Source organism: Brevundimonas sp. BAL450 (genome assembly GCF_015767455.1).
Taxonomy (GTDB): Bacteria; Pseudomonadota; Alphaproteobacteria; order Caulobacterales; family Caulobacteraceae; genus Brevundimonas; species Brevundimonas abyssalis.
Window position 1 is genome coordinate 40,504 of sequence record NZ_JADWOW010000030.1, and the last position, 17,850, is coordinate 58,353.

Consider the following 17,850-nt stretch of genomic DNA (forward strand, 5'->3'; position numbering starts at 1 on the left):
ACCCCTTGGGGGGCATTTTTCTTCGCACCTGCGAAATAGGACCTCGTCGGCGCCCCGTTAAGGATTGTGTGGGGAGGCGCCGGGCTAGACTGACCCAAGGCGATTCGCGGTCCGGGGCGTAATTCACATGGTCGATCCCATCGCTTCCCTGAAGGGCAAGCGGGTGCTGGTCACCGGCGGCGGCGGCTTCATCGGCAGCCGCGTCTGCGAGCGGCTGGTCGAGGCCGGTGCCGATGTGCGCGCGCTGGTGCTCTACACCTCGTCGGGCACGGCCGAGTGGCTGGACACCTCGCCCGTCCGCGCCGAGGTCGACATCCGGCGCGGCGATCTGGCCGATCGGGACTCGGTCATGGATGCGGTCAGGGACTGCGAAATCGTCCTGCACCTGGGCGCCCTGATCGCCATTCCCTATTCCTACGCCGCGCCCGAAAGCTATGTGCGGGTCAACACCCTGGGCACGCTCAATGTGCTGCAGGCGGTGCGCGAGTGCGGCGTCGCCCGTATGGTCAACACCTCCACCAGCGAGGTCTACGGCACCGCCCGCTTCACCCCCATGACCGAGGAGCATCCGCTCCAGGCCCAATCCCCCTATGCGGCCTCCAAGATCGCCGCGGACAAGTTGGTGGAGTCCTTCCACCTGTCGTTCGGCGTCCCGGCCGTCACCCTGCGCCCCTTCAACACCTTCGGCCCTCGCCAGAGCGCCCGGGCGGTGATCCCGGCGGTGGCGGTGCAGGCGCTCAGCGGAACCACGGTCAATCTGGGCGCGACCCGCCCCACCCGCGACTTCGTCTTCGTGGACGACACCGCCGACGCCTTCCTGGGCGCCGCCGCCGTGCCCGGGATCGAGGGCATGACCCTGCACTTCGGCGGCGGTCGCGAGGTGTCCATCGGCGACCTGGCCCTGATGATCGGCCGGGCGGCGGGCCGCGACATCGAGATCGTCACCGACCAGCAGCGCCTGCGCCCCGAAGGCAGCGAGGTGGACCGCCTGATCGCCGACGCCTCAAAGGCCCGCGAGGCCCTGGGCTGGGCGCCGCGCGTGTCGCTGGAGGAGGGACTTGAGCGCACCGTCGCCTTCATCCGCGACAACCTGCATCTGTACCGCCCGCAGGATTACGCCACATGATGCGCGCGCCCGGAAACGCCCCTTGGGACGACCGCGTCTTCATCATCGCCGAGGCGGGGGTGAATCACGACGGCGACATGGACAAGGCCTTCGCCCTGATCGAGGCCGCCGCCGGGGCGGGCGCCGATGCGGTCAAGTTCCAGACCTGGCTGCCGGGCGAGATCGTCGGCCGGTTCAGTCACAAGGTGGACTATCTGGAGCGCACCACCGGCGTTCAGGAGACCTTCTACGACCTGCTGGAGCGCCTGCGCATCGGGCTGGAGGACACCGCCCGGCTCAAGGCCGCGTGCGAGGCGGCGGGCGTGATGTTCATGTCCACGCCCGAGGGCTTCGACACCCTGGCCTATCTGACCGGCGATCTGGACATGGCCGTGGTCAAGATCGGCTCCAGCGAGGTCAACCATTCCGCCTTCCTGACCGCCGCAGGCAAGACGGGCCGCCCGGTGATCCTGTCCACGGGCGCCAGCACCCTGGACGAAGCCCGCCACGCCCTCGCCGCCGTGCGGGCCGAGGGCGATCCGCCGGTGTGCGTGCTCCATTGCGTCTCCGAATATCCCGCCCCGGACGCGGAGATGAACCTGCGCGCCCTGACCACCCTGGCCGACGATCTGGGCGTCGTGGTCGGCCTGTCGGATCATTCCCTTGGCGCCGAGGCTGCCGTCGCCGCCACGGCCATGGGCGCCCGGGTGATCGAAAAGCACCTGACGCTGGACACCAAGGCCCCCGGGCCCGACCACGCCGCCTCCATGGCGCCGGACGATTTCGCGGCTCTGGTCCGCGCTGTGCGCCGGATCGAGTCCATGCTGGGGGATGGCGTCAAGCGCCCCCGCCCGTCCGAGGCCGCCAACATCAGCGGCATCCGGCGCAGCGTGGTGGCGCTGGACGCCCTGCCCGCCGGGACCGTGCTGACCGCCGCCCATCTGGGCTGCAAGCGTCCGGGCACCGGCGCTCCGCCCGACGATCTACCGCGCCTGATCGGTCACCGCCTGACCCGCGCGCTGCAGCCCGACGAGCCCGTGTCCTGGGCCGATGTGGAGCCCGCAGGGACATGACGCGAACGGTCTGCGTGGTCTCCGTCTCCCGCGCCGACCGCGCCATGGCGGCGGTGGTGGGCCGTGCGCTGGAGGACGCGGGGGTTCAGGCCGTGGCGATCGTCGTGGACGATCCGCTCGGCCCCGACAGCCAGATTGAGGATCACGGCGTGCCCACCCGTCGCATTCCGGCGCACATGGACGGGGACGGCCCCGCCGATCTGGGCCGCCGCATGGGCGCCCTCACCGCCGCCTTCGCCGGGGTTTTCGCCGAGGAGCGACCCGACATCATCGTCCTGACCGGCGATCGCTACGAGACCCTGGCGGCGGCGGGCGCGGCCTCGCTGGCGGGGGCGGTCATCGCCCACCTGCACGGTGGAGAACTGACCCTCGGCGCCATGGACGACGCCTTCCGCCACGCCATCACCAGACTGTCCCATCTGCACTTTCCGGCCACCGAAGCCGCAGCCGCGCGCCTGATCCGCATGGGGGAGGAGGACTGGCGCATCACCCTCGCCGGGGCGCCGGGGCTGGACCTGCTGATGTCGGCGCCGCCCATGCCGCGCGCGGACCTGTTCCGCGCCCTGAAGATGGCCGATCCGGGCGAATTCATCCTCGCCACCTGGCACCCGGAGACCCTGACCGCGGACGGGGGCGCGGCGGGGCTTGAGGCCCTGCTGACCGCCCTGTCGGAAACCGGGCGCCCGGTCCTGTTCACCGGCGTCAACGCCGACCCCGGCGGGGCGGGACAGGCGGCGCGCATCCGCAACTGGGCCGAGGGGCAGACGGCCATTCACCTGATCCCCAGTTTAGGCACCCTCTACGCCCCGGCCCTCGCCCACGCGGCGGTGATGGCGGGCAATTCGTCCAGCGGCATCATCGAGGCGGCGGCCTTCGCCCTGCCCGTGGTCAATGTGGGCGACCGCCAGAAGGGCCGTGACCGGGGCGCCAACGTCCTCGACGCCGCCGCTGATCCCGTCGCCGTGCGGCAGGCCCTCACCCGCGCATTGGACCCGGCCTTCCGATCCAGCCTGACAGGCGTGGCCAATCCCTACGGCGACGGCCGCGCAGGCCCGCGCATCGCCGCCCGCCTGGCCGCCGAGCCCATCGACGACCGCCTCAGACAAAAATCCTTTCCCGAGGAGCGCCCATCATGACCCGTCGTGAACTGGCCCCCTATCTGCTGTCCGATCAGGCCACCCTGCGCGAGGCCATCGAGCGGCTGGACGCCGTGCGCGGCCAGCTGGTGGTGGTCATCGACGAGGACGGGCGGCTGCGCGGCTCCCTGACCGACGGCGACGTGCGTCGGGCCCTGCTGCGCATGACGCCCATGGAGGCGGGCGTCGAAACGGCCATGAACGCCGAGCCGGTGGCCGTGCGCCGGGGCCAGAACCCCGCCGAGATCCAGGCGGAACTGGAGGTGCGCGGCGCGACCCAGGCCCCCGTCATCGACCGGGCGGGCCGGGTGGTGGGCCTGTATCCCGAGCACTACGGCGACGCGGGCCGGCGCGACAATCTGGTGGTCATCATGGCCGGCGGACGCGGCGCGCGGCTGGCCCCCCTGACCCGCCACACCCCCAAGCCCATGCTGACCATTTCGGGGCGGCCCCTGCTGGAGACCATCATCGAGCGCCTGCGCGATCAGGGCTTCGGACGCTTCCGTCTGGCGGTCAACTATCTTGCCGAGGTGATCGAGGGCCATTTCGGCGACGGCTCGGCTTTTGACGTCGAAATCTCCTATCTGCGCGAGACCGAACCGCGCGGCACCGCCGGAGCCCTGGCCCTGCTGGACGAGCCCATCGAGGAGCCCTTCCTGGTCATGAACGGCGACGTGCTGACCCGGCTGGACTTCGCCCAGCTTCTGGACTTCCACGGCGATCACGAGGCCGCCGCCACCGTCTGCGTGCGGGAGCATCGGTTCGAGGCCCCCTTCGGCGTGGTGGAGACCGAAGGCCACCGTCTGGTCTCCATCCGCGAAAAGCCCACCTTCCGCTGGTTCGCCAACGCCGGGATCTATGTGCTGGGCCCCGACGCCCTGAAACAGGTGCCCGACACCGGCCACTATGACATGCCCACCCTGCTGGCCGCCCTGTCGGACCGGGGCGACACCGTCGGCGCCTTCCCCATTCACGAATACTGGATCGACATCGGCCGTCCGCCGGACTTCGAGCTGGCGCGCAGCGACTATGAGGCGGTGTTCGCCGCCGCGGCCACATGAGCCGAAGCCGCGTCCTCGGCCTGATCCCCGCGCGCGGCGGCTCCAAACGCTTGCCCGGCAAGAACCTGGCCGACCTGCACGGCCGCAGCCTGCTTCAGCGCGCCATCGATGCGGGGCTGGCGGCCCGAGGCATAGACCGCCTGATCGTCTCCACCGACGATCCCGCCATCGCCGAGGCGGCCCGCGCGGGCGGCGCCGAGGTTCCCTTCCTGCGGCCCGCCGAACTGGCCACGGACGAGGCGTCCTCCCTGGACGTGGTGCGCCACGCCATGGACTGGGCGGACCAGGACGAGCCCGGCGCCTTCTCCCATCTGGTCCTGCTCCAGCCCACTTCGCCGCTACGCACCGCCGGGGACATCGACCAGACCCTGACCCTGTGCCGCGATCAGGACCGGTCGACGGCCGTCAGCGTGACCCCCGCGCCGAAGCCGGATGTGCTCATGATCGGTCAGGGCGGCGTGCTGCGCCCCGCGTCCGAATATGGACACCCCCTCATCCTCAATGGCGCGGTCTATGTGCTGAAATGGGACCACCTCAATATCGGCGGCGCCTTCATCGCTCCGGATACGGCCTATCACGTCATGGACCAGCATCGGTCGGTGGACGTAGACACGTCGGACGACCTCGACCGGGCCGCAAAAATCCTGAAATCCTGATTTCGGATTCGCCTGCCTGACGAAGACTTGCGGTGGCGCGATAAATGCTTGCGCATCCTTACCAGATCACTAAGAGTCCGGCCCCGTCGGATCCGGAGTCAGAGGGAGGGGAAGCCGTGACGATGGAAACCAGTCAGGACCTCAAGGGGCCTGGAGCCAACCAGCGGTTCAGGGAAAAGCGTTCGGGGGATCGCTTTTACGGTGACCAGGGTCGTGGCGCGGGTCTTTACGCTGAGGTGCGTCCGCTTGGAGAGCCCCGGCCCATCACGCTCGAAACGGCGGACGAAACCCGCTGAAATTTGGCTTGCCGCCTCAGGAACCTTTTAGGACATCCTGTTCCTGAACGGTTTTGCTCGCCAACGGCGTGGCGTGGGTGGCACAGGCCGGAAGCCAATACAGGCCCGGGGCCGTCTGCCGGTGGTCAATCACGCTTTCGTGTGACACAACCGATACGTTAAGAACTTTTCCTGCGAGGCGCGGCTTGCCCGACAGCATTCACCGTTCTGCGGCCTTCGTGAGAGATCGGCTCCCTGAATCGGTGTCAGGCGCTGCCGCGGGTCCGTCCATCGACGTTTCAAGCGAACACATGATGAAACTGGCGGCCGAGGCCGCTCAGCTTCGCCTGAAGGTGATGACCCTGTCCGCCGAGAACGAGCGGTTGAAGGACACCATCTCGTTCCAGCTGGGCAATCTGCTGATCCGGGCCAAGACCTGGCGGGGGCTGGTCGATCTGCCGGCCGGACTGCTGCGTCTTCGCCGCCAGTCGCTGGAGCGGCGCGGCCGGTCAGCGGTCCGCGACCCCAATCTGAATCCCGAAACGGCGGTGCGCCTCCAGCAGCTGAGCCTGCGTGTGTTCGACATGCGCGCCGACGAGATCATCGAAGCCGCCCTGGCGGAGTGCCGCGATCCCAAGGTCGCCATGCGCCTGGTCGCGGACCTGTCCATGTCGCTGCAGCTGGTCGACTTCGACAAGAGCATCGCCCTCGCGCGCAGTACGGTGGAGCACGATCCCAGCCCGCACCGGATTCTGTGGCTGGCCGGAATCCTCTACAATGCGGGCATGATCGAGGAGCCGCTGGCGCTGTACCGCCGGCTCGACGAGGCCCACGTCACCATGCCGGCCAACGCCCGGCTGCGTCGCGATCTGATCGAAGGCCTGGCCCGCATCCAGCGGTCCGGCCTGGCGGTCCCGGCGCGACGCGCCATCAAGCCGGTCAAGGACCGTTCCCTGCTCTATGTGGCGGCCAGCTCCTTTCCCCATCACGTCACCGGCTACGCCGCGCGGACCCACTCCCTGATCAAGGCGGTCAGCCGCCAGGGCTGGCGCGTGGAGGCCGTGACCCGGCCCGGCTATCCCGCCGACCGCAACGACGCCCAGCATGTGACCGGGCGGCTGGGCGCACAGGAAGTCGACGGCGTCGTCTATTCCCGCCTTGCCGGGCCGCCGTCCAACGCCACGCCGTTCGATCGCTATTGCGACGACGCGGGTCAGGCCCTGCTGGAGCATATCCATAAGGTCCGGCCGTCCGTGGTCCAGGCCGCTTCGAACCACGTCAACGCGGCGCCCGCCCTGATGGCCGCACGCAAGGCCGGGCTGCCCTTCGTCTATGAAGTGCGCGGGCTCTGGGAACTGACCAGCGCGGCGCGCACGCCGCATTGGGAAGGCTCCGAACGGTTCGAGTTCCAGCGCCGCCAGGAAACCCGTGTAGCCCAGGAGGCCGACGCGGTCGTGGCGATCTCCAACGGCCTCAAGAACGAGCTGATCTCCCGCGGGGTCGACGGCCGCAAGATCACCGTCGTGCCCAACAGCGTGGACCCTCAGGTCTTCAGCCCGCGCCCGCGCGATCAGGCCCTGGCCAGCGAAATCGGCCTGGATGACCGGCGCGTGCTCGGCTTCCTGGGCTCCATGACCGGCTATGAGGGCCTGGTCGATCTGATCACGGCGCTGTCCCATCTGCGTCAGGACGGCCTGGACGTTTGCGCCCTGCTGGTCGGCGACGGACCGGCCTTCCGCGAGGTGCGCGAGGCCGCGCGCGTCATGGGGGTGTCCGACCACCTGATCATGCCCGGCCGCGTGCCCCACACCGATGCGCCGCGCTGGTATTCGCTGATGAATGTGGCGGTCTATCCCCGGCGCCCGGCGCAGGTCACCGAGCTGGTGCCGCCGCTGAAACCGCTGGAGGCCATGGCCATGGAGCTGCCTGTGGTGGCCTCCAACGTCTCGGCCATCTCGGAAACCCTGATCCACCGCGAGAACGGCTTCCTGTTCAACAAGGGCGACGTGGGCGAACTGACCGACCTGCTGGGCGAGGTGATGGGAACGCCGGACCGGTCCATGGCCGTCGCCCGCAACGCCCGCCGCGACGTCGAGCGGCGCTTCACCTGGTCCCGGGCCGCCGCCAGCCTGGACGATCTCTATGCCCAATGGGCGCTGAAGGCGGCCTGAGGCAGGGTCGCTCTGATTGACCCCGGGCGCGGCCGTCGATATCCGCATTGGACGCAGCCATGCCGGGCGCTGAGCGTGCTCAGCGTCCGCCAGCCCAGGAGCCGGCCGCTTGAAGACCATCCGTCGACGCGCCGCCAATCCCGTCCTTCGCTGGGAGCCCGCCGGGCCCAACCAGCAGTATCGCGTCATTGTCCGCAATCAGGACACGGGCGAGCGGCGGTCGATCTATGACGGCTTTCGCACCGAATGCCGCCTGCCGCCCGACTTCCGTCTGACGCCGGACCAATTGGCCTTTCGCGTCATGGTCCGCCCCGTCGATGACCCTGAGGCGCGCTTCGCGCGGCTGCATGACTATGCGCCGATCCCGCGGCTGGGCGACGATTTCGAAACGCCCGCCGAGGATCTGCTGATCGGCGATGCGGCGCCGGGCGCCGACCAGTATCGCCTGCTGGTCAAAAAGCCCGACGTCGATCGCCCGCTGGTGGACATGGTCCGGGCCGAGCCCCGCTTCCTGCTGCCTCCGGGCCAGCTCAGGGACGGTCAGTTCGAGTACGACATCCTGCCCAGGGTTCGCGGCCGATGGCGCAACCGCAAGGGCCTGGCGGTCAGGACCGCGATGATCGTGGCGGCGGACGAGCGCGCCGAGCGCCCCGTGCCTCTGCCGGCCGACGAGACCAGGACGATCCGGGGCGCGCCCGCGCGTCACGCGCCCGGACGGCCGGACCGGCTGGCTTCCGAGGCGGTGTCGACCGGCTCCACCCTCCTGATCGCCGTGGACGTCACGGCCCGGCCCGACCTGGCGCCCCTGGCCGATCCTCGCGACGTGGCGGCGCGCCAGTGGTGGGCGGGAGACGGAACGGCGGCTGTGGAAAGCGTCGTTCTCGCCCTCGAGGCGAACGCTCTCAAGGGATTGTTCTTCATTGATGTCCTGGCCGGAGAAGCGCTGGGCGACGACCTGGTCCGGCGCCTCACGGACACCCTGAAAAAGCGGGGCCATGGGCTGGGGCTGATGGTCAATCCCGAACCGTGGCGCGGCCTGTCCGGCGACCTGGCGGAGATGAACGACGTCGCCGCCACATCTGTCGCTTGCGCCCGTTACGAATCCATCGTCGGCGAGGCGCCCGGGGCCCTCAGCTTCGGCCCCGGACTGCTGGGCGCGGACACCCTTGCCGAGGCCAGGCGTCTGGGCGTGAAGGTGGTGCTGGCGGACCGGGCGGAACAGCTGGGCCTGCCCGCCTGGATGCGCTGGAGAACGGCCCCCTTCGCGGCCTATGACGACCTGCTGGTCATTCCCGCGTCCATGGCGCTTTCAACCCCCGCCCATCAGAGGGACCGGGTGGTGCGCCACGCCCTGAACGCCGCGGACGCCATGGCGGCGGATGCGGCCTCGGACCTGACCGCAGCCGCGGCCCTGGCCCGCCCGGACGGCCTGATCACGGCCCGCATCGAACCCATTGAGTTGTTGCGCAGGTCCATGGTCCGCTCGGCGGCCCAGGCGGAGGCCTGGAACCAGGCCATGGCCGACCGCCTGCCCGCCTGGGCCGAGGCCGGCTGGGAGCGCAGTCCGCACGGGTTCCCGGTTCTGGCCGACCGGGACGAGATCAAGGTCGAGATGATGACCGCCCTCATCGCCGGGCTGGGCCGCGCCGGCGTGGCCGCGATCAATCCGCGTTCGGCCTTCACGCCCGGCCATCTTCGGTCCTGGGCAGAGACCCGGGAGGCGTTTGAGCCGCTGGTCGAGCAGAGGCGCGGCCCCCGACGGTTCCGCCCCTCGGCCGTCAGACGCTATGACGCCGCCTTGCTGCAAGCCCTGAAGGCGACGCCCGCATGAGCCCGGCTCTGTCTCCCGTCAAGGCGCTGGTGAGGACCTGGAAATCGCTGGGCGCGCCCTCGGGGGCCGGCGTCGTTCTGGCGTTCGGCCCGCAGGGACCGGACCTGGCCCGCGCCGCCCAGGAGGCCCTGACCCCCGGGTCCCTGACCCTGCTGCACCCTGACCGTCCGCCGCCCCGCGCGCGCTTCGACACCGCGCCGGACTCCCTGGCGGATCTCGCGGCCGCCCGGCCCGGCGCCTTCGACCTGATCCTTGCGGGCGGAGGCCTGGAGACCGGCGACCTGTCCCATGTCCGGGACCGCCTCGAGGCCCTGGTCGATCTTCTGGCCCCCGCAGGCGTTCTGGCCGTCGCGATCGACACCCTCGCCGCCCCGGTGGCCGCCGAGTTCGACTCGCTTCTGTTTCCCCATCTGGCCCGCACCGGGGAGCTGGGCGAGGATTTGCCGATCCGGGCGCCTCTGCCCGCCGCCGCCTGGATGCTGCTGATCCGCGCCTCCGGGCTGACGCTGGAGGCCGCCGACGGCTTCGGCGGCCAGAGCCTGCCCCGGGACTACGCCGACCTGCATGCCGCCCGCCTGGCCGCCTACGATCCGGTTGAACTGGCCACGGGAACCCTGCGGCTGATCCTGCGAAAATCCGGAGACGAGGCATGAGTCTGCTGGACCAGGCGAAGAAAGTCCTGCGCACCGGCCGTCAGGTCGTGCTGCCCCGGCCCGAGGACAGGGACCCGGCCGACCAGGCCGCGTGGGAAGACGCGGTAGCCCTCTGGAACGCGCTGTTCGCGCCCTTCTCACCCCTGATCGAGGACGCGGACGTGCTCGAGGTGGGATGCGGCGACGGTCGCCTGCTGGGCGCGCTGGCGGCCACGGGACGGGCGCGGTCCGCCCTCGGCCTCGACCAGCACGCCTACTGGAGCGGCGAAGGCGACGGGGCGACCTGGCGGCCGCGCGACATCCCGGGCCTGGACCTTCAGACCGGCCTCGCCCCCCTGGACGCCCTGGACGAAGGCTCGGTCGATCTGATCCTGGGGCGCGAGCTGGACGGCCTTGTTCCGCTCGCGGGGCTGGAGGATCGCCTGGCCCAGCTTTACGGCCTGCTGCGGCCCGGCGGCGAGATGCTGGTGCGCCTGCGCTGCGGGGACGGAAGCGCCCGACCCGACGCCCCCGGCTACGGGTTCCTGACCCCTACGGCCTGGACGGCCCTGATGCTGGGCGCAGGCTTCGAGATCGCGGACCGGCGGCGCGTGTGGCGCACTCCGGCCGAACAGGGCCTGGCCGCCGAACATCTGGCCCAGGCCTCCGACGACGAACGGCTGACCGCCGAGATGCACCTGCGCCTGGTCCGGCCGTGGGAGTCCTGGGAGCTGGACGCCCTGCGCGCATTCGGCGACCAGCGCCGCGCGCGCAAGAAGAAGGCGGGCTGAAACGGCCGGGCGCTGTGTCCCGGCCGCTCCGGCCTAGTCGCTGAACCGGTCCACCGCCACCAGCACGCCGGCCATCTGGAAGATGGTCTGGGTCAGGTCGCGCAGGAACGGCAGCAGGGTCGAATCCGGCTTGGACATGACCAGGATGCGGTCGCCCGGCATGGCCCGGCCGCCCTCGCGCAGCTGCCCGTCCTGACGGAACACCAGCACATTGCGGCGGTCGGCGCGGGGGGTGTAGCCGCCCGCGGCCCGCACATATTGCGACACCGACTGGCCGGACTGGGCCAGGATCGATTGGGGCGCGTTCACCTCGCCGGCGATGGTCACCACCTGCGAGCGGCGCGGAATGACGATCACGTCGCCGGTCTCCACCCGCACCTGGTTCAGGTCCTGACCGTCCAGGGCCAGGATGCCGAGCGGTTCAACCTGCCGGACGCGCTGAATGTATTCGGTCACGAACGCCAGCGAGGTGGCCCGGGACTGGGCCTCGGCGGGCGAACGGGCGGGCGACAGCAGCACCGTGCGCTCCAGACGCTCCAGCCCTTCGTTCAGGGTCTGGCGCTGGGCCTCGCGCACGCTCTGGCGGCGCAGGTGGATGGCCTCCATGTCCGCGTCCGCGTCGATGGCCACCTGGGCAAGGACCTGGGCCACCGTGGTCCCCCGCACCTCGGTGAAGACCGACGGGCCGCCATGGGCGCCCTCGACCCGCACCAGCACATTGGCGGGGCGGGCGTCGGATTCGAACTGGACCCGGTCGCCGTCCATCAGGGTGAAGGCCGAGAACTGGTTCAGAGGGATGTAGGCGCTGATGGGCTGGCCGTCGCGCACGCCGAACACCGCCGCATGGGTGGCGCCGGGCTGGGGCCGGGCGAACTGCATCAGTTCGCCGCCCTGGCCGGTCTGGCCCGCCAGTTCGAAGGTGAACGGCGCGCGCACGTCGCCGCTGACCGAGACGATGGAGCCCTGCTCCTCCACCACGATGGCGTCGCCGGTGCGGAAGCTGACCCGCGGCAGCATGCCTTCGCGCAGGAAGTCATAGAGATCGGCGCGGGCGATCACCTCGCCCCCGCGCAGCACCCGGATGCGTCGATAGCTGCCGCGGGTCGGATCGATGCCGCCTGCGCGCTGCAGATAGACGATGAGGGCGTCGTCCGAGGCGCCGGGGAAGGCGCCGGGCTGCTCCACGGGGCCGGTGACCAGAACCCGGGTCGAGGCCGTCGTGATGGGCGTGGCGTAGACCTGGACGCCTTCATTGTAGATGCGGCGGCTGGCGCGCTCGACCACCACGGGCGCCTGGGCCGCGGTCACGCCCGCCAGCCGGATCGGGCCGACCCCCGGCACCACCACATTGCCCTGGGCGTCGATGGTCAGCTCGTGGCTTCCCTCCACCATGCCCCACAGGGTGACCTGGACCGTGTCTCCGGGCTGCAGAATGTAGTCGGGGTCCACCACCGCGGAGGAGGCCTGTGGAGCCTCGCCCCCGAACATGTCGGCGCCGAGCGGCGGCGGGCGTTCGCCGCGACGGTCCTGGATGACCAGGGCTTCGGGCCCCTGGGGCGCGGCCTGCTCCGGCGCCGTGCGTGTCGGCGCCGCCGCGCCGGTCTGGGCCTGGGCCAGACCGGCCGGCGCCATGAGGGCGGCGACGAGGGCCGCGATCTTCAGCAAGCGAGAACCGGTCATTCCATGTGATCCCGAATGATCGAATAGATGAGGGCGCCGACGCCCCAGAGCAGGGCCGAACCGATCAGCACGGCGAAGACATTGCCCAGACGCCGCCACCAGTTGGACTGCTCCGGCTCGCGCGGCGGCACATAGGCGACCACGTATTTGCGGTCGTTGATGGACTGGCGGCGCACGCTCTCGGCCGCCTGAAGGGCCGTGGTGTAGGCCTGCTGGGCGAACTCATAGTCCATCAGCACCGCCTGGGCCTCGATCTGACGGCCCGAGGCCTGTTCCCCCGGCGTGGACATGGCGCGCTGCACGGCGCGGGCGCGCTCGGCCTCCAGGGCGGCGATCTCGCGGCGCAGACCGGTCAGCTGGGGCGCGTCGGGCTGGTAGGTCTGGCTCATGGTGGCCAGTTCAGTGCGCTTCTGGGCCAGCTGGCTGTCCAGGCTGCCCACCAGGGCCATGGCCTGCTGGGCCGGGGTGGCGACATCGACGCCCGAGAACCGCTGTCCCTGATATTCCGCCAGTCTGTCTCGGGCGGCCTCGTATTCCTCGCGCTTGCGCTCGATCTCGCGCTCGGCCGCCTCGATCAGGTCGGTCATGGCCCGGTCCGACATGCGGTTGACCAGTTCCTCGCTGAGGGTCAGCACGCCCTGGCTGAGGCGCAGGGAGTCTTCCGGCGTATAGGCGCTGACCTCCACATGGGCGGACTGGGACGCCGGGTCGTGGCGCACCCGCACCTTGTCGCGCCAGAAGCGGGTGGCCCGCTCGCGGTCCGCGCCCGGCGGCAGGATCGACAGCGGATCCAGGCTGAACCGGGCGTAGGCCTCGTTGAAGGCGTAGCGCTCGCGCAGGCCCTCCACCATGGCGTGGGACCGGATGTATTCCTCCACTATCCGCGCATCCAGGGTGTTGGACGTGGGGGCCGAGATGCCCAGCACGCCCAGGGCGTCCATTGGCGCCGCCTCGGCGCCGCGCACGGCGAAGGAGGTCGAGGTCTGATACTGGGCCGGCGCCAGCAGGAGCAGATACAGGGCGTACAGGATCGTCGGCCCCAGTATGAACAGGATCGCCGAGCGCGCCAGGATCGTCCGTCTGCGGCGGGTCTTGTCCAGACCCTTGTTGGCCGGAACCTCGATGGTGGTCATGCGGCGCGCCCTCTGGCCACGATTTCCATGTAGTAATCCTCCGCCGCGTCCAGGCTCTCGAACGGCACCGCCTCGCCCCGGTCCATGACCACGGCGCGGGTGCAGAATTCGCGAATTGTCGACATGCTGTGAGACGTCATGATGATGTCGGACCGCGCCCGCCGCTCGGCGAACGCTTCCTGCGCCTTTCTGCGGAAGGCGGCGTCGCCCACGCTCAATCCTTCATCGATCACATACACCTGAAAGTCCACCGCCAGACTGAGCGCGAACGACAGCCGCGATCGCATCCCCGAGGAATAGTTGTCGATGGGCTCGTAGAAATAAGGGCCCAGTTCGGTGAACTCGCGCACGAAGGCGGTGACCTCCTCCACGTCCTTGCGATAGATCCGGCAGACGAATTTCAGGTTCTCCGCGCCGGTCATGGTGCGGTGGAACGCCCCCGTCAGCCCAAGCGGCGAGGACACGGTCACCGAACGCCGGATCTCGCCCCGATCCGGCCGCTCGACGCCCGAGATCAGGCGCAGCAGGGTGGACTTGCCCGCCCCGTTCAGGCCCAGCACCGCCGTCGATGATCCGCGATAGAACACCAGATTGGTGGGGCGGATGACCGGCCGCTTGCCGAACCGGGTGCGATAGGACTTTTCGACGTCGATGAGTTCGATCATGGCGCGGGCTCAGGGCTGCAGGTCATAACCGCTGATGCGGTAGAGCCAGTCGATGAACAGACCAGCGGCCAGAAAGAGCACCCCCAACGAGAGCGGATACCAGGGATTGTAGAGTTCGCTCTGGAAATCGCGGATCGAGGCGTCGCGGATCCACTCGACCACATGCGCCAGCGGATTGTACTGGACGATCGCCAGGAACTCGGGCGGCAAGCTGCCGAGGGTGAACCACAGGCCCGAGGTGAGCAGCAGGATGCGGCCGATCGGGCCGGTCAGCTCGTTCCAGGGATCGAAGGCGCGCCCGATCTGCGAACTCAGGAAACACGCTCCGTAGCACAGCAGCAGCAGGGTCCCGCCCGCCTGCAGCATGGGCAGCGGCTGGTCGATCCAGGCCGTGAACGGCAGGCCGAAGAAGGCGAACATGATCAGGACGAACAGCACCAGAACGATGAAGTAGGTCAGCGCCTCCAGCAGGGTGCGCGCGGTGATCACCTCGAACGCGTTCACCTGCGGATACTGCATCAGCACCCGGTTGGCCCGGATGGCGTTCCCGCCCCGCGTGATGCCGTTGCGCAGGAAGAAGATGGGTATGATGGCGGTCAGAAAGAACACCACCAGGCTTTCGCCCGCGCCCGCCGGACGCGCGATGGCGCTGAACACCACCATCATGACCACCAGCAGGATCATGGGCGAGATCAGCGCCCAGACATAGCCGGCCGAGCGGCGGCCATAGCGGGTGCGGGACTCACGAAGGAGCAGACCGTGAATGGTGCGCAGGCTGGACAGGCCGGCGTCCTGAACCTGCCGCAAGTCATCCCTGAACCGATCCGTCAGCACCATTCAGAACCGCCTATGGGTTTCGCTCAGGATGCACGGGGCAGACGTGCTTGCAACCGTAACCTTGGCGCGGGGCCATCCGTCAGGGTCAGCGAGCCTGCGAGAATTTGGCGGTCACCTCTTCGTATGGATCGACGACCCGGACGTTGCGCGTCATGTTCTTGTCGCCGGCGCTGTAGCCGAAGCTGATCACCGTCCCGCGCAGGGTGTCGCCGCCCAGGGGCGCGAAGGAAACAACCAGATCCACGTTCACTGACAATGGGCTGCCGTTTTCGTGGGTGAGCTCGACAAAGCGCGACATGAGGTTCCCTCTGGTGGATTGCGAGACGAGGCGGGAATACAGGGTAAACGGCGGTGAAGCGAGGCGAATTTTCCGCCCCGCCGGGACTTCTGGTCCCCGCCGTTCTTGACGCGCGAGGAAGCCCTAAACTACAGCTTCAACGGTTAAGGGGTGCGGGAGGCCGCTTCCGTATGGAAAACGCGCACGCGCCATGACCACACCGTACGGCCCTCCCTGTTTCTCGTCGGTCATCACCGCCGCGCGGGTTCGCGACCTGACCGGCGCCGACCCTGCAAGCCCTTCGCCACATCCGCATGCTGGAGACGTTCGTGACTGAGACCATCGACCCGACGCCGCAGGTCAGCCCGACGCCGACGCCCGCCCCGGCGCCGAAAGGCAGGACCAAGAAGAGTCAGGGCGTCGCCTGGCAGAAAATCTCGGACAAGATCGACGAGTTCATCACCAAGCGGCCCGACGACCAGTTGGCCACGTTTCTGGCCGACCTGCGCGAACTGGACATCGGCCGCAAGGACCCCAACCATTTCTACCGGACCCGCGAACTGGTGCAGCCGCTGGGCAAGGCCATCCTCGACGCCATCGACCGCACCTACGACGACAATTTCCACTATCCGGACGTGATCGCCGGGCGCTACTCCACCTCCACCATCAGCCCGATCCGCTACCTGATGGGATGCGTGCGGCCCGACACCACCGCCATCGTCGAACTGGGCAGCGGCTGGTCGGTCAATCTGTTCCAGATCTATGTGGGCCTGGGCCGGACGCGCTCCAGAACCATCGCCTACCACGGCGCCGAATATACGGATGAAGGGCAGGAAGCCGCCAAACGCCTGGCCGCCCATGACGGCGCCATCGACTATCACGCGCACAGCTTCGACTATCGCAAGCCGGACATCTCCTTCCTCAAGGAGGCCAAGGGCCACGTGCTGGTTTTCACCCGGCACTCCATCGAGCAGGTCGATCTGATCGATCCGAAGCTCTATGACATGTTGCACAAGCTGGGCGCCAAGGTGACCCTGGTGCACATCGAACCGACCGGCTGGCAGCGGGACCCGATTCTGATCACCCGGCGCAAGCAGAAGGACGGCTCCTTCTTCGAGGACCTCGGCAAGCTGAACGCCCAGGACGTGTTCAGCGCCCGGCGCCAGCTGGAGAACGCGGCCTGGTGGTCCTGGCGGCTGGACTACAACATCAACCTGACCAGCATCATCAGTCAGGCCTACCGCAACAAGAAGATCCGCGTGGTGCGCCGGGAATACGATTTCGCCGCCATCGGCAACATCTTCAACCCGTCCTCGCTGTACCACCTCGAGTTCATCAAGCCCGCGGCCTGAGCCTTCCGCTCAGGCGTGGAACGGTCAGACAGAAAACCGGGCCGGCTGGATGCAGTCCAGCCGGCCCGGGATCCGGCCAGGTAATGGCGTCACGCCCCGCCCGACTTCGACCGCGTGACAGGGATTCGATCAGGCGCCCCGCGCGAGGGCGGCGCGGTTGAATTCGACGATCTGTTCCGGCGTCAGGAAAATCTCGTTCGAACCGGAATTGTATTCGAAGCCCTGCGCGACCGGCGTGCCCTTCTCACCCATACGGTTGACGGCATAGTCGATGTCGCCCCGGTGGAACCGGATGGTCGGCGACAGCACATAGTGATCATCGAACTCCAGGGTCAGGTGGCTGTCGTCCGCCGGGCACATGATTTCGTGCAGCTTCTCGCCCGGGCGGATGCCGATGACATGCTGCTCCAGCTCCGGCGCCATGGCCGTGGCCAGATCCACCACACGGACCGAAGGAATCTTGGGCACGAAGATTTCGCCGCCGTGCATGCGCTGGAAATTCTTCAGCACGAAGTCCACGCCCTGCTGGAGCGAAATCCAGAACCGGGTCATGCGCGGGTCTGTGATCGGCAGGGACGTAACGCCCTCGTTCATCAGCTTCTGGAAGAACGGGACCACCGAGCCGCGTGAGCCCACCACATTGCCGTAGCGGACCACGCCGAAGCTGGTCCGGTGGCTGCCGGCCATGTTGTTGGCGGCCACGAACAGCTTGTCGGACGCCAGCTTGGTCGCGCCGTAGAGATTGATCGGGTTGGCCGCCTTGTCCGTGGACAGGGCCATGACCTGCTCCACATTGTTGGCCAGGGCCGCGTGGATGACGTTCTCCGCGCCGTGGATGTTGGTGCGGATGCATTCGGTCGGATTGTACTCCGCCGCCGGGACCTGCTTCATCGCGGCGGCGTGGATGACGAAGTCCACATCGCGCATGGCCTGGATCAGGCGATCCCGGTCCCGCACGTCGCCCAGGAAATAGCGCATGCAGGGGTCGTTGAAGGACTGGCCCATCTCGAACTGCTTCAGTTCGTCACGGGAATAGACGATCAGCCGCCGGGGCTTGTACCGCTCCAGGATGGTGCGGACATACATCTTGCCGAAGGAGCCGGACCCGCCGGTGATCAGGATGGACTTGTTGTCGAACATGGATTTCTTTCGTTTCTTCTGATTTCACCCTGATC

16 protein-coding genes are annotated in these 17,850 nt (G+C 68.8%); 10 read left to right on the plus strand and 6 right to left on the minus strand.

Annotated elements, in window-relative coordinates:
• Nucleotides 1–127: 127 nt before the first annotated feature.
• The 9 genes from IWC96_RS01790 (at nucleotide 128) to IWC96_RS01830 (ending at nucleotide 10,731) form a co-directional block, all read left to right on the plus strand.
• Nucleotides 128–1,126, plus strand: a complete 999-nt coding sequence (locus IWC96_RS01790) for an SDR family NAD(P)-dependent oxidoreductase (protein ID WP_196838250.1) — start codon at nucleotides 128–130, stop codon at nucleotides 1,124–1,126.
• Nucleotides 1,123–2,178 carry an N-acetylneuraminate synthase family protein gene (locus IWC96_RS01795; protein WP_021697730.1) on the plus strand — a complete coding sequence of 352 codons (1,056 nt, stop codon included), beginning with the start codon at nucleotides 1,123–1,125 and terminating at the stop codon, nucleotides 2,176–2,178. Before IWC96_RS01790 ends, IWC96_RS01795 begins: the two co-directional genes overlap by 4 nt.
• Complete coding sequence (gene neuC / locus IWC96_RS01800; protein ID WP_021697729.1) at nucleotides 2,175–3,314, plus strand: UDP-N-acetylglucosamine 2-epimerase; 1,140 nt, start codon at nucleotides 2,175–2,177, stop codon at nucleotides 3,312–3,314. The genes IWC96_RS01795 and neuC overlap by 4 nt, the downstream gene beginning before the upstream one ends.
• Nucleotides 3,311–4,375 carry a nucleotidyltransferase family protein gene (locus tag IWC96_RS01805; RefSeq protein ID WP_021697728.1) on the plus strand — a complete coding sequence of 355 codons (1,065 nt, stop codon included), beginning with the start codon at nucleotides 3,311–3,313 and terminating at the stop codon, nucleotides 4,373–4,375. The genes neuC and IWC96_RS01805 overlap by 4 nt, the downstream gene beginning before the upstream one ends.
• Nucleotides 4,372–5,031, plus strand: a complete 660-nt coding sequence (locus IWC96_RS01810) for a cytidylyltransferase domain-containing protein (protein WP_196838251.1) — start codon at nucleotides 4,372–4,374, stop codon at nucleotides 5,029–5,031. The genes IWC96_RS01805 and IWC96_RS01810 overlap by 4 nt, the downstream gene beginning before the upstream one ends.
• Before the next feature lie 586 nt (nucleotides 5,032–5,617).
• Nucleotides 5,618–7,477: a glycosyltransferase gene (locus tag IWC96_RS01815; protein ID WP_045319135.1), complete on the plus strand. Its 1,860-nt coding sequence runs from the start codon at nucleotides 5,618–5,620 to the stop codon at nucleotides 7,475–7,477.
• Between the two features lie 109 nt (nucleotides 7,478–7,586).
• Nucleotides 7,587–9,308 carry a hypothetical protein gene (locus IWC96_RS01820; protein ID WP_021697724.1) on the plus strand — a complete coding sequence of 574 codons (1,722 nt, stop codon included), beginning with the start codon at nucleotides 7,587–7,589 and terminating at the stop codon, nucleotides 9,306–9,308.
• A complete protein-coding gene (locus tag IWC96_RS01825) occupies nucleotides 9,305–9,961 on the plus strand; it encodes a hypothetical protein (RefSeq protein ID WP_021697723.1) in 657 nt (218 codons plus the stop codon). The genes IWC96_RS01820 and IWC96_RS01825 overlap by 4 nt, the downstream gene beginning before the upstream one ends.
• Entirely contained in the window at nucleotides 9,958–10,731 is a 774-nt protein-coding gene (locus IWC96_RS01830) for a bifunctional 2-polyprenyl-6-hydroxyphenol methylase/3-demethylubiquinol 3-O-methyltransferase UbiG (RefSeq protein ID WP_021697722.1), read from the plus strand. The genes IWC96_RS01825 and IWC96_RS01830 overlap by 4 nt, the downstream gene beginning before the upstream one ends.
• A 33-nt stretch (nucleotides 10,732–10,764) precedes the next feature.
• Here the strand turns inward: IWC96_RS01830 and IWC96_RS01835 are convergent, their stop codons facing one another.
• The 5 genes from IWC96_RS01835 to IWC96_RS01855 all read right to left on the minus strand — a co-directional run bounded on the left by IWC96_RS01835 (nucleotide 10,765) and on the right by IWC96_RS01855 (nucleotide 15,344).
• Nucleotides 10,765–12,411 carry an SLBB domain-containing protein gene (locus tag IWC96_RS01835; protein WP_196838252.1) on the minus strand — a complete coding sequence of 549 codons (1,647 nt, stop codon included), beginning with the start codon at nucleotides 12,409–12,411 and terminating at the stop codon, nucleotides 10,765–10,767.
• Nucleotides 12,408–13,544 carry a capsule polysaccharide export inner-membrane protein gene (locus IWC96_RS01840; RefSeq protein WP_021697719.1) on the minus strand — a complete coding sequence of 379 codons (1,137 nt, stop codon included), beginning with the start codon at nucleotides 13,542–13,544 and terminating at the stop codon, nucleotides 12,408–12,410. The genes IWC96_RS01835 and IWC96_RS01840 overlap by 4 nt, the downstream gene beginning before the upstream one ends.
• On the minus strand, nucleotides 13,541–14,209 hold the full coding sequence (locus tag IWC96_RS01845; protein WP_021697718.1) for an ABC transporter ATP-binding protein: 669 nt from the start codon (nucleotides 14,207–14,209) through the stop codon (nucleotides 13,541–13,543). Before IWC96_RS01845 ends, IWC96_RS01840 begins: the two co-directional genes overlap by 4 nt.
• Before the next feature lie 9 nt (nucleotides 14,210–14,218).
• Nucleotides 14,219–15,046, minus strand: a complete 828-nt coding sequence (locus tag IWC96_RS01850; protein ID WP_021697717.1) for an ABC transporter permease — start codon at nucleotides 15,044–15,046, stop codon at nucleotides 14,219–14,221.
• Nucleotides 15,047–15,131: 85 nt separating this feature from the next.
• The gene (locus tag IWC96_RS01855) at nucleotides 15,132–15,344 is read right to left on the minus strand and encodes a hypothetical protein (RefSeq protein ID WP_045319134.1); all 213 of its coding nucleotides are present in this window, start codon (nucleotides 15,342–15,344) and stop codon (nucleotides 15,132–15,134) included.
• A gap of 308 nt (nucleotides 15,345–15,652) precedes the next feature.
• Here IWC96_RS01855 and IWC96_RS01860 point away from each other — a divergent pair, with 308 nt between their 5' ends.
• Nucleotides 15,653–16,675, plus strand: coding sequence for a hypothetical protein (locus tag IWC96_RS01860; RefSeq protein ID WP_196838253.1), 1,023 nt, complete (start codon nucleotides 15,653–15,655; stop codon nucleotides 16,673–16,675).
• Nucleotides 16,676–16,804: 129 nt separating this feature from the next.
• Here the strand turns inward: IWC96_RS01860 and pseB are convergent, their stop codons facing one another.
• Nucleotides 16,805–17,815 carry a UDP-N-acetylglucosamine 4,6-dehydratase (inverting) gene (pseB, locus tag IWC96_RS01865; protein WP_196838254.1) on the minus strand — a complete coding sequence of 337 codons (1,011 nt, stop codon included), beginning with the start codon at nucleotides 17,813–17,815 and terminating at the stop codon, nucleotides 16,805–16,807.
• Between the last annotated feature and the right edge of the window lie 35 nt (nucleotides 17,816–17,850).